Raw genomic sequence first — 19,453 nt, 5'->3', positions numbered from 1 at the left:
TGATAGAACATCGCCGTTCCGCTGCCGACGACCGTCGAGAAGATCACGTCGGGAGAGGCTTTCTTGATCTTGGCGATGACGCGGTCGAAGTCTTTGGGCTGCACCTCGAGCGGAACGTAGAGTTCGTCCAGCACCTTGCCGCGATCCTGGGACACGAAATCCGCCATCAGCCGATTCGACTCGTAGGGGTAGATGTAATTCGAGCCGACGAAGACGAAGCGGTTGCCGTAGACCGACAGGAGATATTTCGCGAGCTGAATCGAATTCTGGTTCGGCGCCGCGCCGGTGTAAATGCAGTGGCGCGAGTACTCGAACCCCTCGTACAACGTCGGATAGAACAGAAGGCCACGATAGGCTTCCACGACCGGCAGGATCGCCTTTCTGGTGCTCGTCATGTAGCAGCCGAAGATCAGGCGCACCCCGTCGACCTGAAGCAGTCGCTCGGCCAGATTGCGAATTTGCTTTGGATTGGATGCCGGATCGTAAACGATCGGTTCGACCGGCCGGTCGAGCACCCCACCCGCTGCATTGATCTCCTCGATCGCAAGCAAGGTCGCATTGAGTTGTGAACGCTCGACAGCCGATGTTACTCCAGTCTCCGAAAATAGAACTCCGACACGCCAACTGCCTAATTTTTCGTCGCCTAGTGCCATATTGATTAGCAGCCTTTTTCGTGTGGCAATCAGGCCAGCAATGCGCAATCCCTTTACAAGATGCAATACTGACGACATTCGACGCTTGAAAGCGAAGTGCGTGCCAAGTCCGACAAGGCGAGACTTGCGGCTTGAGCGGCGGTCGGCGCTGACGCGACAAGCTGATCGCTGGCGCACATGATCGTCGCGCGGATCATCGTGTCCGGCTCGACCGGTCCGCATCAGACAGAACGCTCGGCTTTCGCCGGGACGGCCAACTCCCGTCACGAGCCGGCATGCGCGTCACCGGCGGGATCGCTGACGCTGTGTCGTAGCAGCTTGCGCAACTCGGGCAGACAGGAGCCGCAATTGGTGCCGGCGCGCAACCGTGTGCCGATTGCGTCAACGCTGGTCGCGCCATCCCGAATAGCGGTCTGCAGCGTGTTGCGGCCGACGCCGAAGCATGCGCAGACGATCGCGCCGTGATCGGTGAGACCGCTGACTGACCGCCCGGACAACAGCGTCCGGCGAGGCGCATCGCCGAGCGTTTCCATCTCGAACAGCGCCTTCACCGCATCCGATGGCGGCGGATCGTTGGACGGGCCGAGGAACAGGCAGGCGATCAGCCGTCCGTCCAGGAACGCCGCCACGCGATAGCTCTGCCGCGGCGTGTCGAGGTATTCGGCGAGTTCGACGCCGGGGCCGAACAACGACTGCGCATGCGACTGCCACTGCGCCAACGGAGCGTCGCTCGCGACCGTCACCTCGAGTCCGCCACCGATCGTCACCTCCGACCACCAGGTGCCGGCGGGTAGATCGCATCTACTGCGGGTCAAAACGAAACCTTCCAACGCAAAGCCGACCGGCGCGATCGCCGCCGGGGTCGCCTTGGCTTCGGGCTGGCCGGAGAACGGATCGGTGACCGACGCCACTAATTCACCGACCCTCGCCATCGCAGCTGTGCTGTTACTCCAATGAATCGGCGCGAACAGCGACCCCGGCCGTTGGCCGTCGCTGACCATCACCTTGAGGATGCAAACTCCGTGGACGGAGCTGACCCGCGCGAAGCCGCCGTCGCTGAGTCCGGCCGCCGCCGCGTCGACCGGATGCACTTCGACGAAGGGCTGCGGCAGATGCGCGCCGAGCCGCGGACTGCGACCCGAGCGCGTCATCGTGTGCCATTGGTCGCGGATCCGCCCGGTGTTCAGCACCAGCGGAAACTGCGACGACGGCGCAGCGTGCGGCTGCGGCGGCTCCGGTGCGATCAACCTTGCGCGACGATCCGGAGTGAAGAACCGGCCGTCAGCGAAGAAACGCCGATCGCCGGTCGGTTCACCGGCGCGCACCGGCCATTGTACCGGATCGAGCGCCCGATAGGCATCGTCGCTCAGCCCGGCCAGCGCACCGATATCGAAATCGCGCGTTCCATCGTTTTCGAATGCCGACAGCGCGGCATGCTCGCGAAACACGTCCGCTGCCGAGCGATAGGCGAAGGCATCCGCGAAGCCCATTCGCCGCGCTACCTCCGTCACGATCCACCAATCCGGCCTTGCTTCGCCGGGCAGCGGCAGGAAGGCGCGCTGCCGCGAGATCCGCCGCTCCGAATTGGTGACGGTGCCGTCCTTTTCGCCCCAGGCCGCCGCCGGCAGTAACACGTCGGCGCCGGCCGCGATGGTGTCGGTACGTGCGACGTTGTCGGAGATAACTAGCAGATCGAGCTTGCCCAGCGCGTCCTGGATCAAGCCGGCGCGCGGCAACGAGACGGCCGGATTGGTGGCCATCACCCACAGCGCCTTGATCTCGCCACGGCCGATCGCCTCGAACATCTGCACCGCCTTGAGGCCTTCGCGCCGCGCCGGCGCGCCAGCGCGCCAAAACCGCCCGACCCGATCGATCGCTTCCGGCTCGAAGCCCATATGCGCGGCGAGCTGATTGGCGAGGCCGCCGACTTCGCGGCCACCCATCGCATTGGGTTGCCCCGTGAGCGAGAACGGCCCCATGCCGGGACGCCCGATCCGTCCGGTGGCAAGGTGGCAGTTGAGGATCGCGTTGACCTTGTCGGTCCCCTGCGCCGACTGGTTGACCCCCTGCGAGTAGCAGGTCACGGTCTTCTCGGTGCTTCGGAACAGTTCGAAGAATCGGACCACATCGTCTTCGGCGACGCCGCTGCCGGCCGCCGTCGCCGACACCGTCGGAGCGATCTCGCGCGCCCGCACCAGCGCTTCGGTCAGGCCGGCGGTATGCGCGTCGAGATAGCCGTAATCGAAGGCGAGCGTGTCGGCGAGATGCACCAGCAGACCGCTGAACAACACCGTGTCCATTCCCGGCGCGACCGCAAGATGCAGATCGCCGTCGTCGACGGTAGCGGTGCGGCGGGGATCGATCACCACGATCCTGGCGCCGCGTTCGCGCTTGTTGGCAAGGATACGCTGATACAGCACCGGATGACACCACGCGGCATTGGAGCCGGTGAGCACGACCAGATCCGCCTCATCGAGATCGGCGTAGCCGCCCGGCACCGTGTCGGCGCCGAAGGCACGCCGATGGCCCGCGACCGAAGACGACATGCACAGCCGCGAATTGGTGTCGACATTGGCCGAGCCGATGAATCCCTTCATCAGCTTGTTGGCGACGTAGTAGTCTTCGGTGAGAAGCTGACCGGACAAATAGAACGCCACGGCGTCCGGTCCGTGCCGCTCGACGATCGCGGCGAAGCCGTCCGCGACCCGGTCCAGCGCCTCGTCCCACGACGCCCGCACCATGGTGCCGTCCGATTGACGCAGCATCGGGTAGAGCAGGCGTCCGTCCAAAGACAGCGTCTCGCCGAGCGCCGCCCCCTTCGAGCACAGCCGGCCGAAATTCGCCGGATGGTCCGGATCGCCGCCGATCGTCGCGCCGCCGAGCCCGTCCGGGCTCGCGAGTACGCCGCAGCCGACGCCGCAATACGCACAAGTAGTCCGCACCGCGGGAGGATGCTGCGTCAATGCGTTCATCGCGGAAGCCCCTGGGGATAGCGGGTAAGCGCCGGCGAAATGCTGCGCATCGGCCGCCTCAAGCGGCCAGCGCGGCGCTGCCGCGCTCGGCGAACGCCCGGCCGAACATCAGCTCACCGCGAAACGGTTCGATCGACTGCTTCGAGCGGATCAGCTCGAGATACCAGAGGCCGTCGGCGGCATCGCCGAACAGCACGCAGCCGACCAGACAGCCGTCCTTGATCACCAGCTTCTTGTAGGCGCCGATACCGGGATCGGTCAGAACGATCGCTTCGGTGCCGGCGCCGCCGAGAAATTCGCCGGCCGAGAACAGCGCGATGCCGCCGACCTTCAGATTGGTCGCCAGTACGCTGCCGCGATACGCTTCGCTGCCGCCGCCGAGATGCGATGCCAGCGCCCGCGCCTGCTCGTAAGCCGGCTCCACCAGCCCGTAACAGGCGCCGCGATGCTCGGCGCACTCGCCGATCGCATAGATGTCCGGATCGCTGGTCTGCAGACGATCGTCCACCAGAATGCCGCGCCCGACCGCAACGCCGGCGCTGTACGCCAGATCGACATTGGGACGGATCCCTGCGGCCACCACCACCAGATCGGCGGCGACGCGCGTGCCGTCGGCGAACTGAACCGCTCCGACGCGATCGCCGCCTTCGATCGCCGCGGTGTCGGCCTCGAGCCGCACCGCAATGCCCTTGTGCTCGACCGCCTGCTTCAGCATCGCGGACGCGCGCGGATCGAGCTGCCGCTCCATCAGCCGGTCCATCAGATGCACCACGGTGACGTCCGCGCCGGATCTGGCGAGGCCATAGGCCGCTTCGAGGCCGAGCAGGCCGCCACCGATCACCACGGCCCGGCGCCCCGACGAAGCCGCCTGCTCGATCGCGGTGATATCGGACAGATCGCGAAACGTCATGACCCCCGGCAGCTCCATGCCGGGCACGTTCAGCCGGATCGGCTTCGAGCCGGTGGTCAGCACCAGTTTCGAGTAAGGCAGCGTCGCACCGCCGGCGAGGCGCACGCGCCGGATCTCGGGATCGATAGCCACGGCGCTGCGACCGTAGAGCAGCGTCACTCCACGATCGCGCCACCATTGCGCCGGCCGGAGTTCGATCTCGGCGGGCGAGACCTCGCGCGCCAGCACCGACGACAGCAGGACGCGGTTGTACGCGAGCCGCGGCTCGTCGCCGATCACCGCGATGGCGTAGCGGCCGAGCGCACGCCCGGCCAGCTCCTCGACCAGCCGCGCCGCCGCCATGCCGTTACCGACGATTACCAATGGCTCGCTCATCGTGCCTCCTCGACCTCCCTGCCCGCGATCCGGCGGGCGTTCATGCCGGTCACGCCGCTTCGACGAAGCGGTGGCGCTCGTACAGGAACTCCAGCACGCGCTGGCGGCATTTCAGGTAGGTCGGATTGCTCGCCAGCTCGAGCCGATTGCGGGGGTGCGGCAACGGCACCTCGAGCACTTCCCCGATCCGGGCCGACGGTCCGTTGGTCATCATCACGATGCGATCCGACAGCAGCACGGCCTCGTCGACGTCGTGGGTGATCATCAGGATAGTGTTGTTCAGCTTCTGGTGCAGCGCCATCACCGAGTCCTGCAAGTGAGCCCGGGTCAGCGCGTCGAGCGCACCGAATGGTTCATCGAGCAACAGCACCTTCGGCTCCATCGCCAGCGCCCGAGCAATGCCGACGCGCTGCTTCATGCCGCCGGAAATTTCCGAGGGCCGCTTGTCCTTGGCGTGCGCCATCTGCACCAGATTGAGATTGTGCATGGTCCAGTCGTGGCGCTCGGCGCGCGACTTGGTCTTGGCGAACACCTTGTCGACGCCGAGCTGCACGTTTTGATAGACGGTCAGCCACGGCAGCAGGCTGTGGTTCTGAAACACCACGGCGCGGTCCGGCCCCGGCGAATTCACCTCGCGGTTTTCCAGCAACACTCCGCCGACCGTCGCGCGGGTCAGCCCGGCGACGATGTTGAGCAGCGTCGACTTGCCGCAACCGGAATGGCCGATGATCGAGACGTAGTCCCCGCGGGCGATATCGAGACAGACGTCCTTCAGCACTTCGGTGGTGACGGCGCCGCGGGTGAACGTCTTGCCGATGTAATCCAGCTTCAGATAGGGCTGCATGATGCGCTCCTCAGGAGGCCGAGACGCCGTGGGTGACGAGTTTGCCGAGGCCTGCGATCAGCCGGTCGAGGACGAATCCGACGATGCCGACATAGACGAGGGCCAGGATGATTTCGCTGATATGCGACGAATTCCATGCGTCCCATATGAAGAAGCCGATGCCGACGCCGCCGATCAGCATCTCGGCCGCGATGATGGCGAGCCACGACAGGCCGATGCCGATGCGCAGGCCGGTGAAGATGTAGGGCGCGGCCGACGGCAGCATCACCTTCCAGAAGAATTCCAGCGGATTGAGCTGCACCACCGCGGCGACGTTGCGATAGTCCTGCGGAATGTTGCGGATACCGACCGCGGTGTTGATGATGATCGGCCAGATCGAGGTGATGAAGATCACGAAGATGGCCGACGGCTCGCCGTCGCGAAATGCCGCCAGCGACAGCGGCAGCCACGCCAGCGGCGGGATCGTGCGCAGCACCTGGAAGATCGGATCGAGCCCGCGCATCGCCCAGATCGATTGTCCGACCAGCGTGCCGAGCGCGATGCCGGCGACCGCAGCCAGCGAGTAGCCGAGCGCGACCCGCTTCAGGCTGGCATAGATGTGCCAGAACAGCCCCTTGTCGATGCCGCCGTGGTCGTAGAACGGATCGACGATCAGATCCCGGGTGTCGGACAACACACGCGACGGCGGCGGCAGCGTCGAGCCCGCACCACGGCAAGTCAATTCCCAGATCACCAGCAGAAGAACCACGACGATCAGCGGCGGCACGACACGTACCGCCGCATGCCTCAGCATTCCGAGCCAGCGGGAAGCCGACCTCCGCTTTGGCGTCGGCGGCAACGCCACAACGGCCGCTGACGGCGCAGGCAGCGCCATCGCCGGCTCGGTCTTGATCGCTTGCAGGGTCATTGCATTGCTCTCCATGATCTTCGAAGACAGCGGAGCCGTGCGCGTCTTCAGACTTCGATGCGCTTGATGGTCAGCGATTTCAGGTAAGCGTCCGGGTTTTCCGGATCGAACACCTTGCCGTCGAACAGCGTCTCCTTGCCGCGCGACGTCGAGGTCGGAATGTCGGCAGCAGCGACGCCGAGCGTCTTGGCGGCGTCCTTCCAGAGATCTTCGCGGTTGACTTTGGCGATCAGCGCCTTGGCGTCGGTCGAGCGCGGGAATTGGCCCCAGCGCATGTTCTCGGTGATGAACCACAGATCGTGGCTCTGGAACGGATAGGACGCGTGATCGCGCCAGAACTTCATCAGGAGCGGGCTGTTCTTGACGACCCGGCCGTCGCCGTAATCGAAGTTGCCCTTGATCCGCTCGATAATGTCGGCAACCGGCACGTTCATCCATTGCCGCTTGGCACTGATCGCGGCGAGTTCGTCCTTGTTCTCCTCCTTGTCACACCACTGCAGCGCTTCCATCACCGCCATCAGCAACGCCTTGGCGGCACGGGGATGCTTCTCGACCCAGGCGGCGCGCATCCCGAGCGCTTTCTCCGGATGATCCTTCCAGATCTCGCCTGTGGTCAGCGCCGAATAGCCCGCCTTCTGGTGGATCAGCTGTTCGTTCCACGGCTCGCCGACGCACAGCACGTCCATGGTGTGGACCTTCATATTGGCCACCATCTGCGGCGGCGGCACCACGATGGTCTCGATGTCGCGGTCCGGATCGATGCCGCCGGCCGCCATCCAGTAGCGGATCCACAGATCATGGGTGCCGCCGGGAAAGGTCATCGCCGCCTTCACCGACTTGCCGCTCGCCTTCTTCTTGTCGAGCGCGGCCTTGAGCGGCGCGGCGTCGAGACCGACCTTGAGGTCGGCATATTCGTTACCGACCGAGATCCCCTGACAGTTGAGGTCGAGCCGCGCCAGAATGTGCATCGGGGTCGGAACGTTGTTCTGAGTGACCAGCCCCGCCGTCATCAGATAGGGCATCGGCGTGAGAATATGCGCGCCGTCGATGCCGTTGCCTTCGGAGCCGAGAACGAGGTTGTCGCGCGTCGTTCCCCACGACGTCTGCTTCTCGACGGTGACGTCGGGCATGCCGTATTTGGCGAAGAAGCCCTTCTCTTTGGCGACGAACAGCGGCGCCGCATCCGTCAACGCGATGAAGCCGAGTCGCGCTCCCTTGACTTCGGGACCGGCCTCGTCAGCGAAGGCTCCGCCCGGGAAATTCAACTTGGCGGCGGCGACCAGCGCTGCCGCACCGGCGCCAACTTTCAACATCTGTCGGCGGCTGATTTTGCGTCCGAAGCGGCCGTTCATGATCGTCATCGCTGCAAGCATCCATGCTGGGGTCGTAAGACCCTGGTTCGTGAGCACGATCGCCATCGCCGACCGCCAACGCGAAAAAGCCGCTGCCTGGAGTTCGCTTGCGCGATCCAGGACAGCGGCTTTGCTGTCGGAGTTCGATGGATATCCGGGCGCCGCATCGGCGTCCTTCGCCAATATGTGTAGCGAGAATCGTGCCAACCGCTCGCCAGGCGTTATCTGTCAGCTTCTGCAATTAGTTGAGCCGGCACCTCGGAATCCGGCAAAGCCCCTCGGGGGCACCGTGCGGGCAAACTTGTTGGGCAGTTGACGACGAAATGTGCAGCGCAGCGGACATCGGAGCGCCGCGAACAGGCCGCCGCGTCAGCGGGCGAGCCCTGAGCACCCGATGGATGGTCGAACTGGTAACAACCACAGGATCGCGCCTTGCAACCAGGTCGGGCATCCAACAGGCTGCCCGAAGCGGCCGATGAGCAACCCACGAGTTCCAGCCGACTTGCCGGCAGCGTTCCTTTCGGACGTCCCGGTCAGTACGATTTCGCCAATCCGAGCACCTTTTCGGCGATGAAACTGAGCGCAAGCTGCGGGCTGACCGGCGCGATCCTCGGGATCATCACCTCGCGCAAGTAGCGCTCGACGTGATACTCCTTGGCATAGCCGAAGCCGCCATGGGTCATCACCGCCTGCTCGCAGGCCGAGAAGCCCGCTTCGCCGGCCAGATACTTCGCCGCATTGGCGGCGGCGCCGCAGGCCATGCCCTGGTCGTATTGCCAGGCCGCCGACATCACCATCAGCCACGCCGCTTCCAGTTCGACCCAGTTCTTGGCGAGCGGATGCTGAATCCCCTGGTTCTGCCCGATCGGGCGGTTGAACACGATCCGGGTCTTGGCGTAGTCGGCCGCGCGCGACAGCGCCAGCTTGCCGAGCCCGACCGCTTCGGCGGCGATCAGGATGCGCTCCGGGTTCATGCCTTCGAGGATGTAGTGGAAGCCCTTGCCTTCCTCGCCGATCCGGTCCTCGACCGGGATCTCGAAATCCTCGAAGAACAATTCGTTGGAGTCGACGATCTTGCGGCCCATCTTCTCGATCTCGTGCACCTTGATTTTGGTGCGATCGAGATCCGCATAAAACAGGCTGAGGCCGTGGGTCGGTGACTTCACCTCTTCGAGCGGCGTGGTGCGCGCCAGCAGCAGAATCTTGTTGGCGACCTGCGCGGTCGAGATCCACACCTTCTGACCGTTGACGACGTAGCGGTCGCCCTTGCGCACCGCGCGGGTCTTGAGCTGCGTGGTGTTGAGGCCGGTATTGGGCTCGGTCACTGCGAAGCAGGCTTTGTCGCGGCCCGCGACCATCGGCGGCAGCATGCGCCGGCGCTGCTCGTCGGTGCCGAAGACAACGACGGGATTGAGTCCGAACACGTTGATGTGCACCGCCGAGGCACCCGACATGCCGCCACCGGACTCCGAGATCGTGCGCATCATGATCGCGGCCTCGGTGATACCGAGGCCGGAGCCGCCATAGGCTTCCGGCACGCAGATGCCGAGCCAGCCGGCATCGGCCAGCGCCTTGTGGAAGTCGTGGGGGAAGCCGCCCTCGCGGTCCTTCTTCAGCCAATAGGCGTCGTCGAAACCGCTGCAGATCTTGGCGATCGCATCGCGAATGGCTTCCTGCTGATCGGTGAGTGCGAAGTCCATGGTGGGCTGATGTCCTTGGGTGCCGGCCGAGCCGTCGGCGGAGCGACGCGAAGTTTCCGTCGCATGGAAAAGCTCCGGCCTGGAGCGGCGCGCCTCCCGGAAGAGCGCCATCGTTATTGTTTGTGCGACAAAACGTTCCTATAGGTCGAATCCACTGTCAACAATCGCATCCGCAATGCGATGCGCCGGAATAGCGGAGCACGGCCGATGCGTTCGATGTTGTTCGTTCCGGGCGACAGCCCGCGCAAATTCGAGAAGGCGGCGCAGGGCGCAGCCGACACCCTGATCCTCGACCTCGAAGATTCCGTCGTACCGGAGAGGAAAGACGAAGCCCGCGCGCTGACATCCGCGATGCTGCAGGCGCCGCGCACGGCGCAGCAGCGCTACGTCCGCGTCAACGCACTCGACACCGGCCGCACGCTCGGTGACCTCGCCGCCGTCATGCCGGCGGCGCCGGACGGCATCGTGTTGCCGAAGTCACGCGGCGGCGACGATGTCCGCACCTTGGCGCTGTGGCTCGACGCATTCGAGGCAGCGGCCGCGCTGGTGGGCACGACCCGGATCGTCGTGGTGGCGACCGAGACCGCAGGCTCGATGTTCGGCCTCGGCAGCTATCAGGATTGCTCGCCGCGGCTCAGCGGGTTGATGTGGGGCGCGGAGGATCTCGCCGCCTCGCTCGGCGCGACCGAAAACCGCAACGGCGGCTCGCTGCACAGCCCCTACCGGCTGGCGCGCGATCTGTGCCTGATGGGCGCCGCCGCGGCGGGTGTCACCGCGATCGACGCCGTCTACACCGACATCGACAATCTCGCCGGGTTGGAGGACGAAGCTCGTGCGGCGCGGCGCGACGGTTTCGGCGCCAAGGCGCTGATCCATCCCAAGCAGGTCGACATCGTCAACGCCGCATTCGCGCCGACCGCAGAAGAGCGGGCTTGGGCGCAGCAAGTGGTCGCGGCATTTGCGGCCAATCCGGATGCCGGTACGCTGCGCCTCGACGGCCGCATGATCGATCGTCCGCATCTGCGCGCGGCCGAGAAACTCCTCGGCCTGTCGCCGCGCCGATGACCACGGCGCTCAGCGGTCGAACACCGTGTTGCGCTGAGCATTGACCAGGATGAAGGTGGTTCGCTTCGGAATTTCCTTCAGATTCTCGGCGCCGATATAGGTCATCGCCGAGCGCAGACCGCCGGCGATCTTCTCCACCGTGGCGCGCACGTCGCCGCGATACGGCACCTCGACGGTCTTGCCCTCGGCCGCGCGATAGTCGGCGACGCCGCCGTGGTACTTGTTCATCGCGGTCTCCGACGACATGCCGTAGAACACCATGCTGGTCGGGGTCTTCCCGTCCGGCTCGGCGTACTTCAATTCGCCGCCGCATTCGTCGTGACCGGCCAACATGCCGCCGAGCATGACGAAATCGGCACCGCCGCCATAGGCCTTGGCGAGATCGCCCGGCACGACGCAGCCGCCATCCGAGCAGACGTGCCCCTTCAGTCCGTGCGCCGCATCGGCGCATTCGATCACGGCCGAGAGCTGCGGATAGCCGACGCCGGTGAGATCGCGCGTCGTACACACCGAGCCGGAGCCGATCCCGACGCGGACGATGTCGGCGCCGGCAATCACCAGCGCTTCGGTCATCTCGGCGGTCACCACCGTGCCGGCCATGATGATCGCGTCCGTGTTCTCGTCGCGCAGCTTGGCCACCGCCCGCACGAAGGCTTCGGTATAGCCGTTGGCAACGTCGATGTTCAGCATCGGCACCTTGACCTTGGCCTTCACCGCGGCGAGCCGGTCCCAATCGGCCGAGCCGGTGCCGACGGTGACGAACACGTTGGGGTCCTCGTCGCCGGCGAGGTACTCCGCCAGTCGATCAGGCTGGTGAAACTTGTGCAGGGCGACCAGCGCACCGAACGGTCTGAACGCCTTCGCCATCTCCAGCGTACCGATGGTGTCCATGTTGGACGCGATCAGCGGAAATCCTGTCCAGGCGCGGCTGGAATGGCGGAAGCGGAAGCTGCGCTTGATGTTGGCCTCGAACCGCGACGACAGCACCGAGCGCTTGGGCCGGATCAGCACGTCGCGAAAGTCGAGTTTCGGATTCAAATCGATGTGCACGCACGCCTCTCCCGGTTTCATCGGCCGAACGCCGACCTTAAAAAGGAAACATTGCGCATTGGTTCGCGCACGGGAAGGGAGAGCGGAATGCAAGTGGCAGTGATGGGGGCCGGCGCGGTCGGATGCTATTTCGGCGGATTGCTGTCGCTGGCCGGCCACGACGTGACGCTGATCGGGCGACAGACCCACGTCGATGCGATCGAGGCGAACGGCCTGCTGCTCGACACCAAGGACGGCATCCAGCCCGTCCCGGTGCGTGCCGTCACCGAACCCAGCACGATCGCCCCGCCCGATCTGGTGCTGTTCTGCGTCAAATCGGCCGATACTGAGAGCGCGGGCCGCGCGCTGCAGCCTCGGCTGAAGCCGGACAGCGTGATCCTCAGCCTGCAGAACGGCGTCGACAATGCCTCTCGGCTGCAGGCCGCAATCGACCATCCGGTAATCGCGTCGGTGGTGTATGTCGGCACCGAGATGGCGGGGCCGGGCCATGTCCGCCATCACGGCCGCGGCGAACTGCTGATCGGCGCCTCGGCGCAGAGCGACGCGATCGCGTCGGCACTGGTCGCCGCGAAGATCCCGACCACGGTCGCGGCCGACATCGATCAGGCGCTGTGGTCGAAGCTGATGCTGAACTGCGCCTATAACGCGCTGTCGGCCGTCGCCGACCTGCCTTACGGCGCCCTGCTGGCGGTTGGCGGCACCGAGCAGGTCGTCCGCAACGTGATCGACGAATGCATCGCGGTGGCGCGCGCCTGCGGCGTCGGCATTCCGGACGACGCGATGGCCAAGACGCTGGCGCTACCCGGGGCGATGCCGAGCCAGAAGTCGTCGACCGCACAGGATCTGGCGCGCGGCAAGCCGAGCGAAATCGACTTTCTCAACGGCACGGTCGCGCGGCTCGGCGCCGCGCATGGTGTGCCGACCCCGACCAATCTGGCGCTGACCGTGATGGTCAAGCTGATCGAGAGCCGCCGCGGCGTCGGCGGATCGGGCGTTATGGCGTCAGCTTGATCCGGCAGTTGTAGGCCTTGCGGAAGCCGGCGGCGCGAGCGTCGTCTTCCGAGCAGAACCAGCGGTTCGGCTTGGTCAGGCTGGCATAGCTCGGGCAACCGCGGAGCTGATATACCCCGACATTGCCGGTGAGGCGGGCGCGGCGCGCCAGCTTGCCCTTGATGCTGCACCCCGGCAGCATCGCCGGTGTGTCCGGGAACATCACCTCGACCAGTTCGGCGTGCTTGTCGTCGCGGCAGGCGGCGCCGCGCAGCGGAGCGTCCTTGTTCCAGCGCCGGAAATCGTTCGGCGCGACGAAGCAGCCGCGCCACAGTCCTTTGCGTTCGTCCTTGGCCCTGGTCTCATCGCCGGCGAAACGATCCTTGCCGCCGGCGGCGGCATTGAGCGCGAAGCCGTCCTGCACGAGGCGACGGCTGAGGCTCTCGGCCTCGCCGGCGACCGTGCAGGTGCCGAGCCGGCGTCCCTTGAACACCGGATCAGGACCGAGATCGCGGCAGGCGACGCTGCGGCCGCCGATCAGCTTGATCAGCGCATCGCGGGCTTCGAGGCCGCAGGCTGACGGATCCGCAAACTCGCTCACGCAGCGCTGATCCAGCTCAGGCGCATCGACGCCCTCCAGCCGAAAGGTCTTGTCGCCGAGCTGCAGTGTGTCGCCGTCCTTCACCACCGCCTCTGCAGCCAAGGCGGAGGTCGTCAGCATCAGACCCAAGACCATCACGATCAGTCGACACATTCTCGGCCCTCTCATCACCTCGCCCACTCCGGCTGAAGACAGTCATACCAGCCGTGCGCCGAAATGATAGTCGCACATCGCCGGAACGCTTTGACGGCCCACTCTTGCTTGCTAAAAGCCGTTCTCATGTCCGACCAATCGATCCCCGATCCGGCGCTGTCGTTCGACGACAAGGCGCGGATGATCAAGAACCGCCGCTCGATCCACGGTGCCATCATCGGTTTGCAACTCGACCGCTACGCCCCTGCCGAAGCGTGGAGCAGCCTGCCCTATCATCCGGTGTTCGTCGGCGACGTTTCGACCGGCGTGATCCATGGCGGCGTCGTCACCGCGATGCTCGACGAGAGCTGCGGCATGGCGGTGCAGCTGGCGCTGCCCGGCACCACCGCGATCGCCACGCTGGACCTGCGGATCGACTATTTGCGGCCGGCGACGCCCGGACAGGTGATGCGGGCGCACGCGCATTGCTATCATCTCACCCGCTCGATCGCATTCGTCCGCGCCACCGCCTATCAGGATGCCGAAGACGTTCCGATCGCCTCCGCCACCGCGATGTTCATGCTCGGCGCCAACCGGAGCGACATGCTGCGGCAGAAGCCCAAAGTGACGATGGACTCGCCGCCCGAGCTGGTGGCGCCGGACGGCCCCGACGGCCCGCTGGCGATCAGCCCCTATCCGCGCTTCCTCGGCATCCGCGTCGATGGCGAGGCGCAGGCGATGATGCCGTATGATCCGAAGCTGGTCGGCAATCCGATCCTGCCGGCGCTGCACGGCGGCGTGATCGGAGCATTCCTGGAGACCGCCGCGATCGTCAGCGTGCGCCGTGAGATCGGCCTCAGCGCCGCACCGAAGCCGATCGGGCTGACCGTGAACTATCTGCGCTCGGGCCGACCGCTCGACACCTTCGCCAAGGTCTCGATCGTCAAGCAGGGCCGCCGCTTGGTGGCGTTCGAAGCACAGGCCTATCAGCGTGATCCGGCCGAGCCGATCGCGTCGTGCTACGGTCATTTCAAGCTGCGCTCCGGCACGGCAGAGTAAGCCGCCGTCATTGCTGGTCGAATTCGCAGCTGTCGTTTGGCGATTAAGCGGCGATTCACCACAATCCGGCCGGCGGAACCGGTTTCACGCTGCATTCAACATTGAGGGAATAGGTATCTCGCTGTCGCAATAGGCGCTGGTCACCTGACGCGGCACACTGCTGCGAGATCGACACCTCTGATGACAGCGAACAGCAAGATCGCGAACGCCGTCTACATCGAATTCGTTCGATTGCTGTACACCGCGCGTTGGCCCATCGTGGTGGTGGGCTGTGCGATGCTGACCACCGGCCTCGCGGTCGCTTGGCAGACGCACGATCTGATGATGGCGGTCATCGGCCTCGCCGGCATGGCGGTGACGCTTGGACGGCTTGTTCTGTGCTTCGCGTTCGACCATGCCGTTGCAAAGCGCCCGCTCGATGTCGGGATGGCGAAACTGTGGGAGCGCCGACTCGCCGTCGGCGTGATCTCGACCGGCGTTTGCGTCGGTGCCTTCGCGGTCCGCTGCTTCCTGTTGCCCGACCTCGCCGCGCATATGATCGCGGGCGGACTCGTGTTCGGCTATTGCGCCGGCACCACCACGCGGTTCTCGATACGGCCGTGGATCGTACAGACTTCGCTGGTGGTCTCGGTGACACCGGCGGTCGCGGCTGCGCTGTGGAATCTTGATCTGCTGCACACCGCTCAGGCGCTGCTATTCGTGATCTTCGCGTTGGGCGGCCTCGAACTGATCGACTACATCCACGCTACCACCGCCGAGCAGTTGACGCTGCGCGCCGAAGCGACGCGGCTTGCGCGAGCCGACGCGCTGACCAATCTGCCGAACCGTCGGCATCTGGTCGAACATTTCAACGAACTCGCCAAGCGGCTGACCCGCCACGGCGAAGGCTTCGCTGTCATCAGCCTCGATCTCGATTTCTTCAAGGAGGCCAACGACCGGTTCGGCCATGCCGCAGGCGACGAGATCTTGCGGATCGTTGCCGGACGCATGACCGAGCTCCTCGACGACGAGGATCTCGCGGCCCGGATCGGCGGCGACGAATTCGTCGTGGTGCAGGCCAACGTAACGGATACGGCAGCAGCCGACGACCTTGGTCGCCGCATCGTCGCGGCGCTGTCGGAGCCCTATGCGGTCGCCGGCGAAGCGGTGCTGCTGGGCGCCAGCTTCGGCCGCGCGCTGGCGCCAAGCGATGGAGTCACGCTCGACGAATTGCTGCACAAGGCCGATGAGGCGCTGTATGCGGTGAAACGCAACCGGCCCGGCCGGGTACGCGAGGTCGCTTTCTTGGCCGATCATGCGCCGCTGGTCACAGAAATTGCTCCCCTGCTGGAGCACGACCAGGCTGCTCCGGCGACGCGGCCAACCAACGTCGACGCCTGCTGATCAGCGCCCGCCGTCCGCGAGTCGCCACACATGACGCGCGATCATCAGATCTTCGTCAGTGGGGATCGCCCAGACCGAAACTCTGCTGTCCGGCGCGCTGATCCGCCCCGCCCCGGATAGATTCGCATTGGCGTCGGGATCGAGCACGACACCGAGCCAGGTCGCCTGCGCACAAACCCGTCGCCGGATTTCGGCGGCGTGTTCGCCGATGCCGCCGGTGAACACCAGTGCATCGAGCCCGCCGAGCGCGGCGGCGAGCGAACCGAGTTCGCGGGAGATCCGATATACAAATAGCTCGATCGCTTCGCAGGCACGCGGATCGTCGCTCGCCAGCAACGTGCGCATATCGTCGCTGATGCCGGAGACGCCGAGCAGGCCGGACTCGCGATACAGTAGATCTTCGATCTCGCGCGGAGCCATGCCTTTCTCTTCGAGCAGATACAGCACCACGCCGGGGTCGAGCTCGCCGCAGCGGCTGCCCATCATCAGACCGTCGAGCGCGGTGAAGCCCATCGTGGTGGCGATGCTGCGGCACCTCAGCATCGCGCACATGCTGGCACCGGCGCCGAGATGCGCCACCACCACACGGCCATCGGCGACCGCCTGTCCGGCGACGTCCGGCAGGCGGCCTGCGATGTATTCGTAGGACAGGCCGTGAAAGCCGTAACGGCGAACGCCCTGTTCGGTCAGCTTGCGCGGCAACGCGAAGGCGGTCGCGACCTCGGGCAGGCGATGATGAAACGCGGTGTCGAAACAGGCGATCTGCGGCAGCTTCGGGTGTAACTTCGCCAGCGCCTCGATCGCCGCAACATTGTGCGGCTGATGCAGCGGCGCCAGCCTGTCGAAGGAGCGGAGCTGGGCGATCACGTCCGACGTGACATGCACCGGGCCGTCGAACAATGCGCCGCCATGGACGACCCGATGGCCGACCGCGCTCAGCCGCTGGTCCGGGAACGAGCTTTCGATCCAGCCGATCAGCACCGCCATCGCATCGTCGTGGCTGGCGCCCTCGGGCAGATAGTCGTCATGCCGCGTCGCGCCGTCGGGATTCACGACCTTGAAATGCGGGCGATGACCAAGACTGCCGATGCCGCCTTCGCAAATCAGATGTTCGGCGGTCGGTTCAGTGTGGGCTTCGTAAAGGGCGAATTTGATGCTCGAGGAACCGGCATTGAGGACCAGCAGCACATCGCTCACGCAGCACCTCCGGAAAAATTCGACAGGGCCGCGGCCTTGTGCCGGGCGAGCAGCAGCGCGATCGCGCAGGAGCCGAGCCGCGCCAGCGTCTTGTCGGCACGGCTGGTGAGGATGATCGGCACCCGCGCCCCGAGCACGATCCCGGCGACGTGGGCGTGGGCGAGATATTCGAGCTGCTTGGCCAGCATGTTGCCGGCTTCGAGATCCGGCACCACGAAGATGTCGGCGCGGCCGGCGACAGGGGAGACGATGCCCTTGGTCTTGGCGGCCTCCGCCGACACCGCGTTGTCGAACGCCAGCGGCCCGTCGAGGATGCCGCCGGTGATCTGGCCGCGTTCGGCCATCTTGCACAGCGCCGCAGCGTCGAGCGTGGAGCGGATGTTCTCGGTGACGGTCTCGACCGCCGACAGGATCGCCACCCGCGGCTCACCGATGCCGAGCGCATGCGCCAGATCGATCGCGTTCTGGATGATGTCGCGCTTGTCGGCGAGCGACGGATAGATGTTGATCGCCGCGTCGGTGACCAGCAGCGCGCGCGGATAGTTCGGCGCGTCGATCGCATAGACGTGACTGATCCGCCGCGCGGTGCGCAAGCCATGGGCACCGTCGACCACCGCGTGCATCAGCTCGTCGGTGTGCAGCGCGCCCTTCATCAGCGCCTCCACCTCACCGGACCGTGCCATCGCCACCGCAGCTTCGGCGGCAGCGGCGCTGTGCTCGACGGCGACGATCTCGTAGCCCGTCAGGTCGAGCGCGGCCTGGGCGGCGGCGGCGCGGATCTTCGCTTCCGGCCCGACCAGGACCGGCACGATCAGCCGCTCGCGCGCCGCCTCGACGGCACCGAGCAGCGAGGCGGAGTCGACCGGATGCACCACGGCGGTGCGGATCGGCTCCAGCCCGCGCGTCATCTCGATCATCCGCTCGTAGCGGCGCGCGGTGGGATGCAGATCGATCTCCGGCAGCAGGACCCGCGGCCGCGAGATCTTCTCGACCGGCGCGATCACTTCGGCGAGGCCGGTGATGACGTCTTCGCCGCGCTGATTGGTGGCACGGCAATCCAGCAGCAGCCGCTTCTTGGCAGCGTTCTTTTCCTTGACGGTGACGGTGACGGTGACGGTGTCACCCAGCAGAACCGGCCTGGTGAAGCGCAGCGACTGATCGAGATAGATCGTGCCCGGGCCCGGCAGTTGCGTGCCCAGCAGGGTCGAGATCAGGGCCCCGCCCCACATCCCGTGCGCCACCACCTGATGGAACATGTCGCTCTTGGCGAAGGCGGCATCGACGTGCATCGGATTGACGTCGCCCGACATCACCGCGAACACCTCGATGTCGCGATAGGTCAGCGTGCGCGCCAAGCTGGCGCTGTCACCGACCTCGATCTCGTCGAAGGTGCGGTTCTGAATCTGTTCCATCTCTTACTCCAGGAGGAACGACGTCAGCCGATCACATGATAGCCGGCGTCGATGTATTCGATGTTGCCGGTCAGCGATCTTGCGCCGTCACCGACCAGGAATGCGGCAACGGCGCCGACGTCCTCGATGCTGACGAGCTGATGCGCCGGCAGCCGGGCGCGGGTGCGCTCCAGCAGTTCGTCGAACCGCGCGATGCCTGAAGCCGCACGGGTCATCAGCGGCCCCGGTGACAGCGCGTGGACGCGGATCTGCTTCGGCGCCAGTTCGGCCGCCATGTAGCGCACCGAGCTTTCCAGCGCCGCCTTCACCGGCCCCATCAGATTGTAGTCTTCGACCACCTTCTCCGAGCCGTAGAACGACACGGTGAGCAGACAGCCGCCATCCGGCATCAGCGGCTCGGCGAGCCTCGCCATGCGGATGAAGGAATGGCACGACACGTCCATCGCCATCGCAAAGCCGGCCTGGGAGCAGTCGACCACGCGGCCGTGCAGATCTTCCTTCGGCGCGAACGCGATCGAATGCAGCAGGAAGTCGAGCCTTCCCCATTGCTGGGTGATCCGCTCGAATACCGCTTCGAGCTGGCCGGGCTCGCGCACGTCGCATGGCACCACGATCGGACAACCGAGCTGCTCGGCGAGCGGTACGACGTGCGGCGCAGCCTTGTCGTTGAGATAGGTGACGGCGAGTTCGGCTCCGGCTTCGCGAAACGCGCGCGCGCAACCGAATGCGATGCTCTGGTCGTTGGCGATGCCGACGACCAAGCCCTTCTTACCTTGCAGTGTCATGTGGTCTCCGTAACCTCAGCACCGTGTCATCACCATGACAGGCGCCTGCAACCAACCTCCGGGCGA

Annotated in this window: 16 protein-coding genes; 4 read left to right on the top strand and 12 right to left on the bottom strand. The window is 65.6% G+C overall.

Features of this window, described 5'->3' with window-relative positions; genetic code table 11:
• The 7 genes from DY468_RS16135 to DY468_RS16105 form a co-directional block, all read right to left on the bottom strand.
• Positions 1-653, bottom strand: a 653-nt coding sequence (locus tag DY468_RS16135) for a transporter substrate-binding protein (RefSeq protein ID WP_164605820.1), incomplete at its 3' end; no start/stop codon positions are given.
• 263 nt (positions 654-916) lie between these two features.
• Positions 917-3,625, bottom strand: a complete 2,709-nt coding sequence (locus DY468_RS16130; protein WP_164605819.1) for a nitrate reductase — start codon at positions 3,623-3,625, stop codon at positions 917-919.
• A 58-nt stretch (positions 3,626-3,683) separates the two neighbouring features.
• Positions 3,684-4,910 (bottom strand): NAD(P)/FAD-dependent oxidoreductase, encoded by a 1,227-nt coding sequence (locus DY468_RS16125; RefSeq protein WP_164605818.1) that lies wholly within the window; start codon positions 4,908-4,910, stop codon positions 3,684-3,686.
• 49 nt (positions 4,911-4,959) lie between these two features.
• A complete protein-coding gene (locus DY468_RS16120; protein ID WP_164605817.1) occupies positions 4,960-5,754 on the bottom strand; it encodes an ABC transporter ATP-binding protein in 795 nt (264 codons plus the stop codon).
• A 10-nt stretch (positions 5,755-5,764) separates the two neighbouring features.
• Positions 5,765-6,628 (bottom strand): nitrate ABC transporter permease, encoded by an 864-nt coding sequence (ntrB, locus tag DY468_RS16115; protein ID WP_502706231.1) that lies wholly within the window; start codon positions 6,626-6,628, stop codon positions 5,765-5,767.
• 80 nt (positions 6,629-6,708) lie between these two features.
• A complete protein-coding gene (locus tag DY468_RS16110) occupies positions 6,709-8,022 on the bottom strand; it encodes a CmpA/NrtA family ABC transporter substrate-binding protein (protein WP_164605815.1) in 1,314 nt (437 codons plus the stop codon).
• A gap of 524 nt (positions 8,023-8,546) precedes the next feature.
• Positions 8,547-9,713 (bottom strand): acyl-CoA dehydrogenase family protein, encoded by a 1,167-nt coding sequence (locus tag DY468_RS16105; protein WP_164605814.1) that lies wholly within the window; start codon positions 9,711-9,713, stop codon positions 8,547-8,549.
• A 207-nt stretch (positions 9,714-9,920) separates the two neighbouring features.
• Between DY468_RS16105 and DY468_RS16100 the strand changes: the two genes are divergently transcribed.
• A complete protein-coding gene (locus tag DY468_RS16100; protein WP_164605813.1) occupies positions 9,921-10,778 on the top strand; it encodes an HpcH/HpaI aldolase/citrate lyase family protein in 858 nt (285 codons plus the stop codon).
• A 9-nt stretch (positions 10,779-10,787) separates the two neighbouring features.
• On the opposite strand, the gene DY468_RS16095 is transcribed toward DY468_RS16100, so the two are convergent.
• Positions 10,788-11,828, bottom strand: a complete 1,041-nt coding sequence (locus DY468_RS16095; RefSeq protein WP_164605812.1) for a GMP reductase — start codon at positions 11,826-11,828, stop codon at positions 10,788-10,790.
• Between the two features lie 87 nt (positions 11,829-11,915).
• Here DY468_RS16095 and DY468_RS16090 point away from each other — a divergent pair, with 87 nt between their 5' ends.
• A complete protein-coding gene (locus DY468_RS16090) occupies positions 11,916-12,839 on the top strand; it encodes a ketopantoate reductase family protein (protein WP_164605811.1) in 924 nt (307 codons plus the stop codon).
• Here DY468_RS16090 and DY468_RS16085 read toward each other — a convergent pair.
• A complete protein-coding gene (locus DY468_RS16085) occupies positions 12,823-13,572 on the bottom strand; it encodes a thermonuclease family protein (RefSeq protein ID WP_164605810.1) in 750 nt (249 codons plus the stop codon). The genes DY468_RS16090 and DY468_RS16085 overlap by 17 nt on opposite strands.
• 126 nt (positions 13,573-13,698) lie before the next feature.
• On the opposite strand from DY468_RS16085, the gene DY468_RS16080 reads away from it, so the two are divergent.
• Both DY468_RS16080 and DY468_RS16075 read left to right on the top strand, forming a co-directional pair.
• A complete protein-coding gene (locus tag DY468_RS16080; RefSeq protein ID WP_164605809.1) occupies positions 13,699-14,610 on the top strand; it encodes a PaaI family thioesterase in 912 nt (303 codons plus the stop codon).
• A gap of 180 nt (positions 14,611-14,790) precedes the next feature.
• Positions 14,791-15,993 carry a GGDEF domain-containing protein gene (locus DY468_RS16075; RefSeq protein ID WP_164605808.1) on the top strand — a complete coding sequence of 401 codons (1,203 nt, stop codon included), beginning with the start codon at positions 14,791-14,793 and terminating at the stop codon, positions 15,991-15,993.
• Here DY468_RS16075 and DY468_RS16070 read toward each other — a convergent pair whose 3' ends face one another.
• From DY468_RS16070 to fabI, 3 genes are read right to left on the bottom strand one after another with little or no spacing between them, the layout of a single operon-like run.
• Entirely contained in the window at positions 15,994-17,190 is a 1,197-nt protein-coding gene (locus DY468_RS16070; RefSeq protein ID WP_164605807.1) for an acetate/propionate family kinase, read from the bottom strand.
• A complete protein-coding gene (locus DY468_RS16065; protein ID WP_164605806.1) occupies positions 17,187-18,602 on the bottom strand; it encodes a bifunctional enoyl-CoA hydratase/phosphate acetyltransferase in 1,416 nt (471 codons plus the stop codon). The genes DY468_RS16070 and DY468_RS16065 overlap by 4 nt, the downstream gene beginning before the upstream one ends.
• A gap of 23 nt (positions 18,603-18,625) precedes the next feature.
• Entirely contained in the window at positions 18,626-19,387 is a 762-nt protein-coding gene (gene fabI / locus DY468_RS16060) for an enoyl-ACP reductase FabI (protein ID WP_164605805.1), read from the bottom strand.
• Positions 19,388-19,453 lie beyond the last annotated feature (66 nt).

This window comes from Rhodopseudomonas sp. BR0M22, from assembly GCF_010907035.1.
GTDB lineage: Bacteria > Pseudomonadota > Alphaproteobacteria > Rhizobiales > Xanthobacteraceae > Rhodopseudomonas.
Note: the sequence above shows the minus strand (reverse complement) of the source record. Positions and strands in the feature narration are given on the sequence as shown.

What these genes read in the sequence shown, in the direction of transcription:
- DY468_RS16130 (WP_164605819.1), bottom strand. Translation starts at nt 3,625, where the DNA reads ATGAACGCATTGACGCAGCATCCTCCCGCGGTGCGGACTACTTGTGCG.
- DY468_RS16125 (WP_164605818.1), bottom strand. Translation starts at nt 4,910, where the DNA reads ATGAGCGAGCCATTGGTAATCGTCGGTAACGGCATGGCGGCGGCGCGG.
- DY468_RS16120 (WP_164605817.1), bottom strand. Translation starts at nt 5,754, where the DNA reads ATGCAGCCCTATCTGAAGCTGGATTACATCGGCAAGACGTTCACCCGC.
- ntrB (WP_502706231.1), bottom strand. Translation starts at nt 6,628, where the DNA reads ATGGCGCTGCCTGCGCCGTCAGCGGCCGTTGTGGCGTTGCCGCCGACG.
- DY468_RS16110 (WP_164605815.1), bottom strand. Translation starts at nt 8,022, where the DNA reads ATGACGATCATGAACGGCCGCTTCGGACGCAAAATCAGCCGCCGACAG.
- DY468_RS16105 (WP_164605814.1), bottom strand. Translation starts at nt 9,713, where the DNA reads ATGGACTTCGCACTCACCGATCAGCAGGAAGCCATTCGCGATGCGATC.
- DY468_RS16100 (WP_164605813.1), top strand. Translation starts at nt 9,921, where the DNA reads ATGCGTTCGATGTTGTTCGTTCCGGGCGACAGCCCGCGCAAATTCGAG.
- DY468_RS16090 (WP_164605811.1), top strand. Translation starts at nt 11,916, where the DNA reads ATGCAAGTGGCAGTGATGGGGGCCGGCGCGGTCGGATGCTATTTCGGC.
- DY468_RS16085 (WP_164605810.1), bottom strand. Translation starts at nt 13,572, where the DNA reads ATGTGTCGACTGATCGTGATGGTCTTGGGTCTGATGCTGACGACCTCC.
- DY468_RS16080 (WP_164605809.1), top strand. Translation starts at nt 13,699, where the DNA reads ATGTCCGACCAATCGATCCCCGATCCGGCGCTGTCGTTCGACGACAAG.
- DY468_RS16075 (WP_164605808.1), top strand. Translation starts at nt 14,791, where the DNA reads ATGACAGCGAACAGCAAGATCGCGAACGCCGTCTACATCGAATTCGTT.
- DY468_RS16065 (WP_164605806.1), bottom strand. Translation starts at nt 18,602, where the DNA reads ATGGAACAGATTCAGAACCGCACCTTCGACGAGATCGAGGTCGGTGAC.
- fabI (WP_164605805.1), bottom strand. Translation starts at nt 19,387, where the DNA reads ATGACACTGCAAGGTAAGAAGGGCTTGGTCGTCGGCATCGCCAACGAC.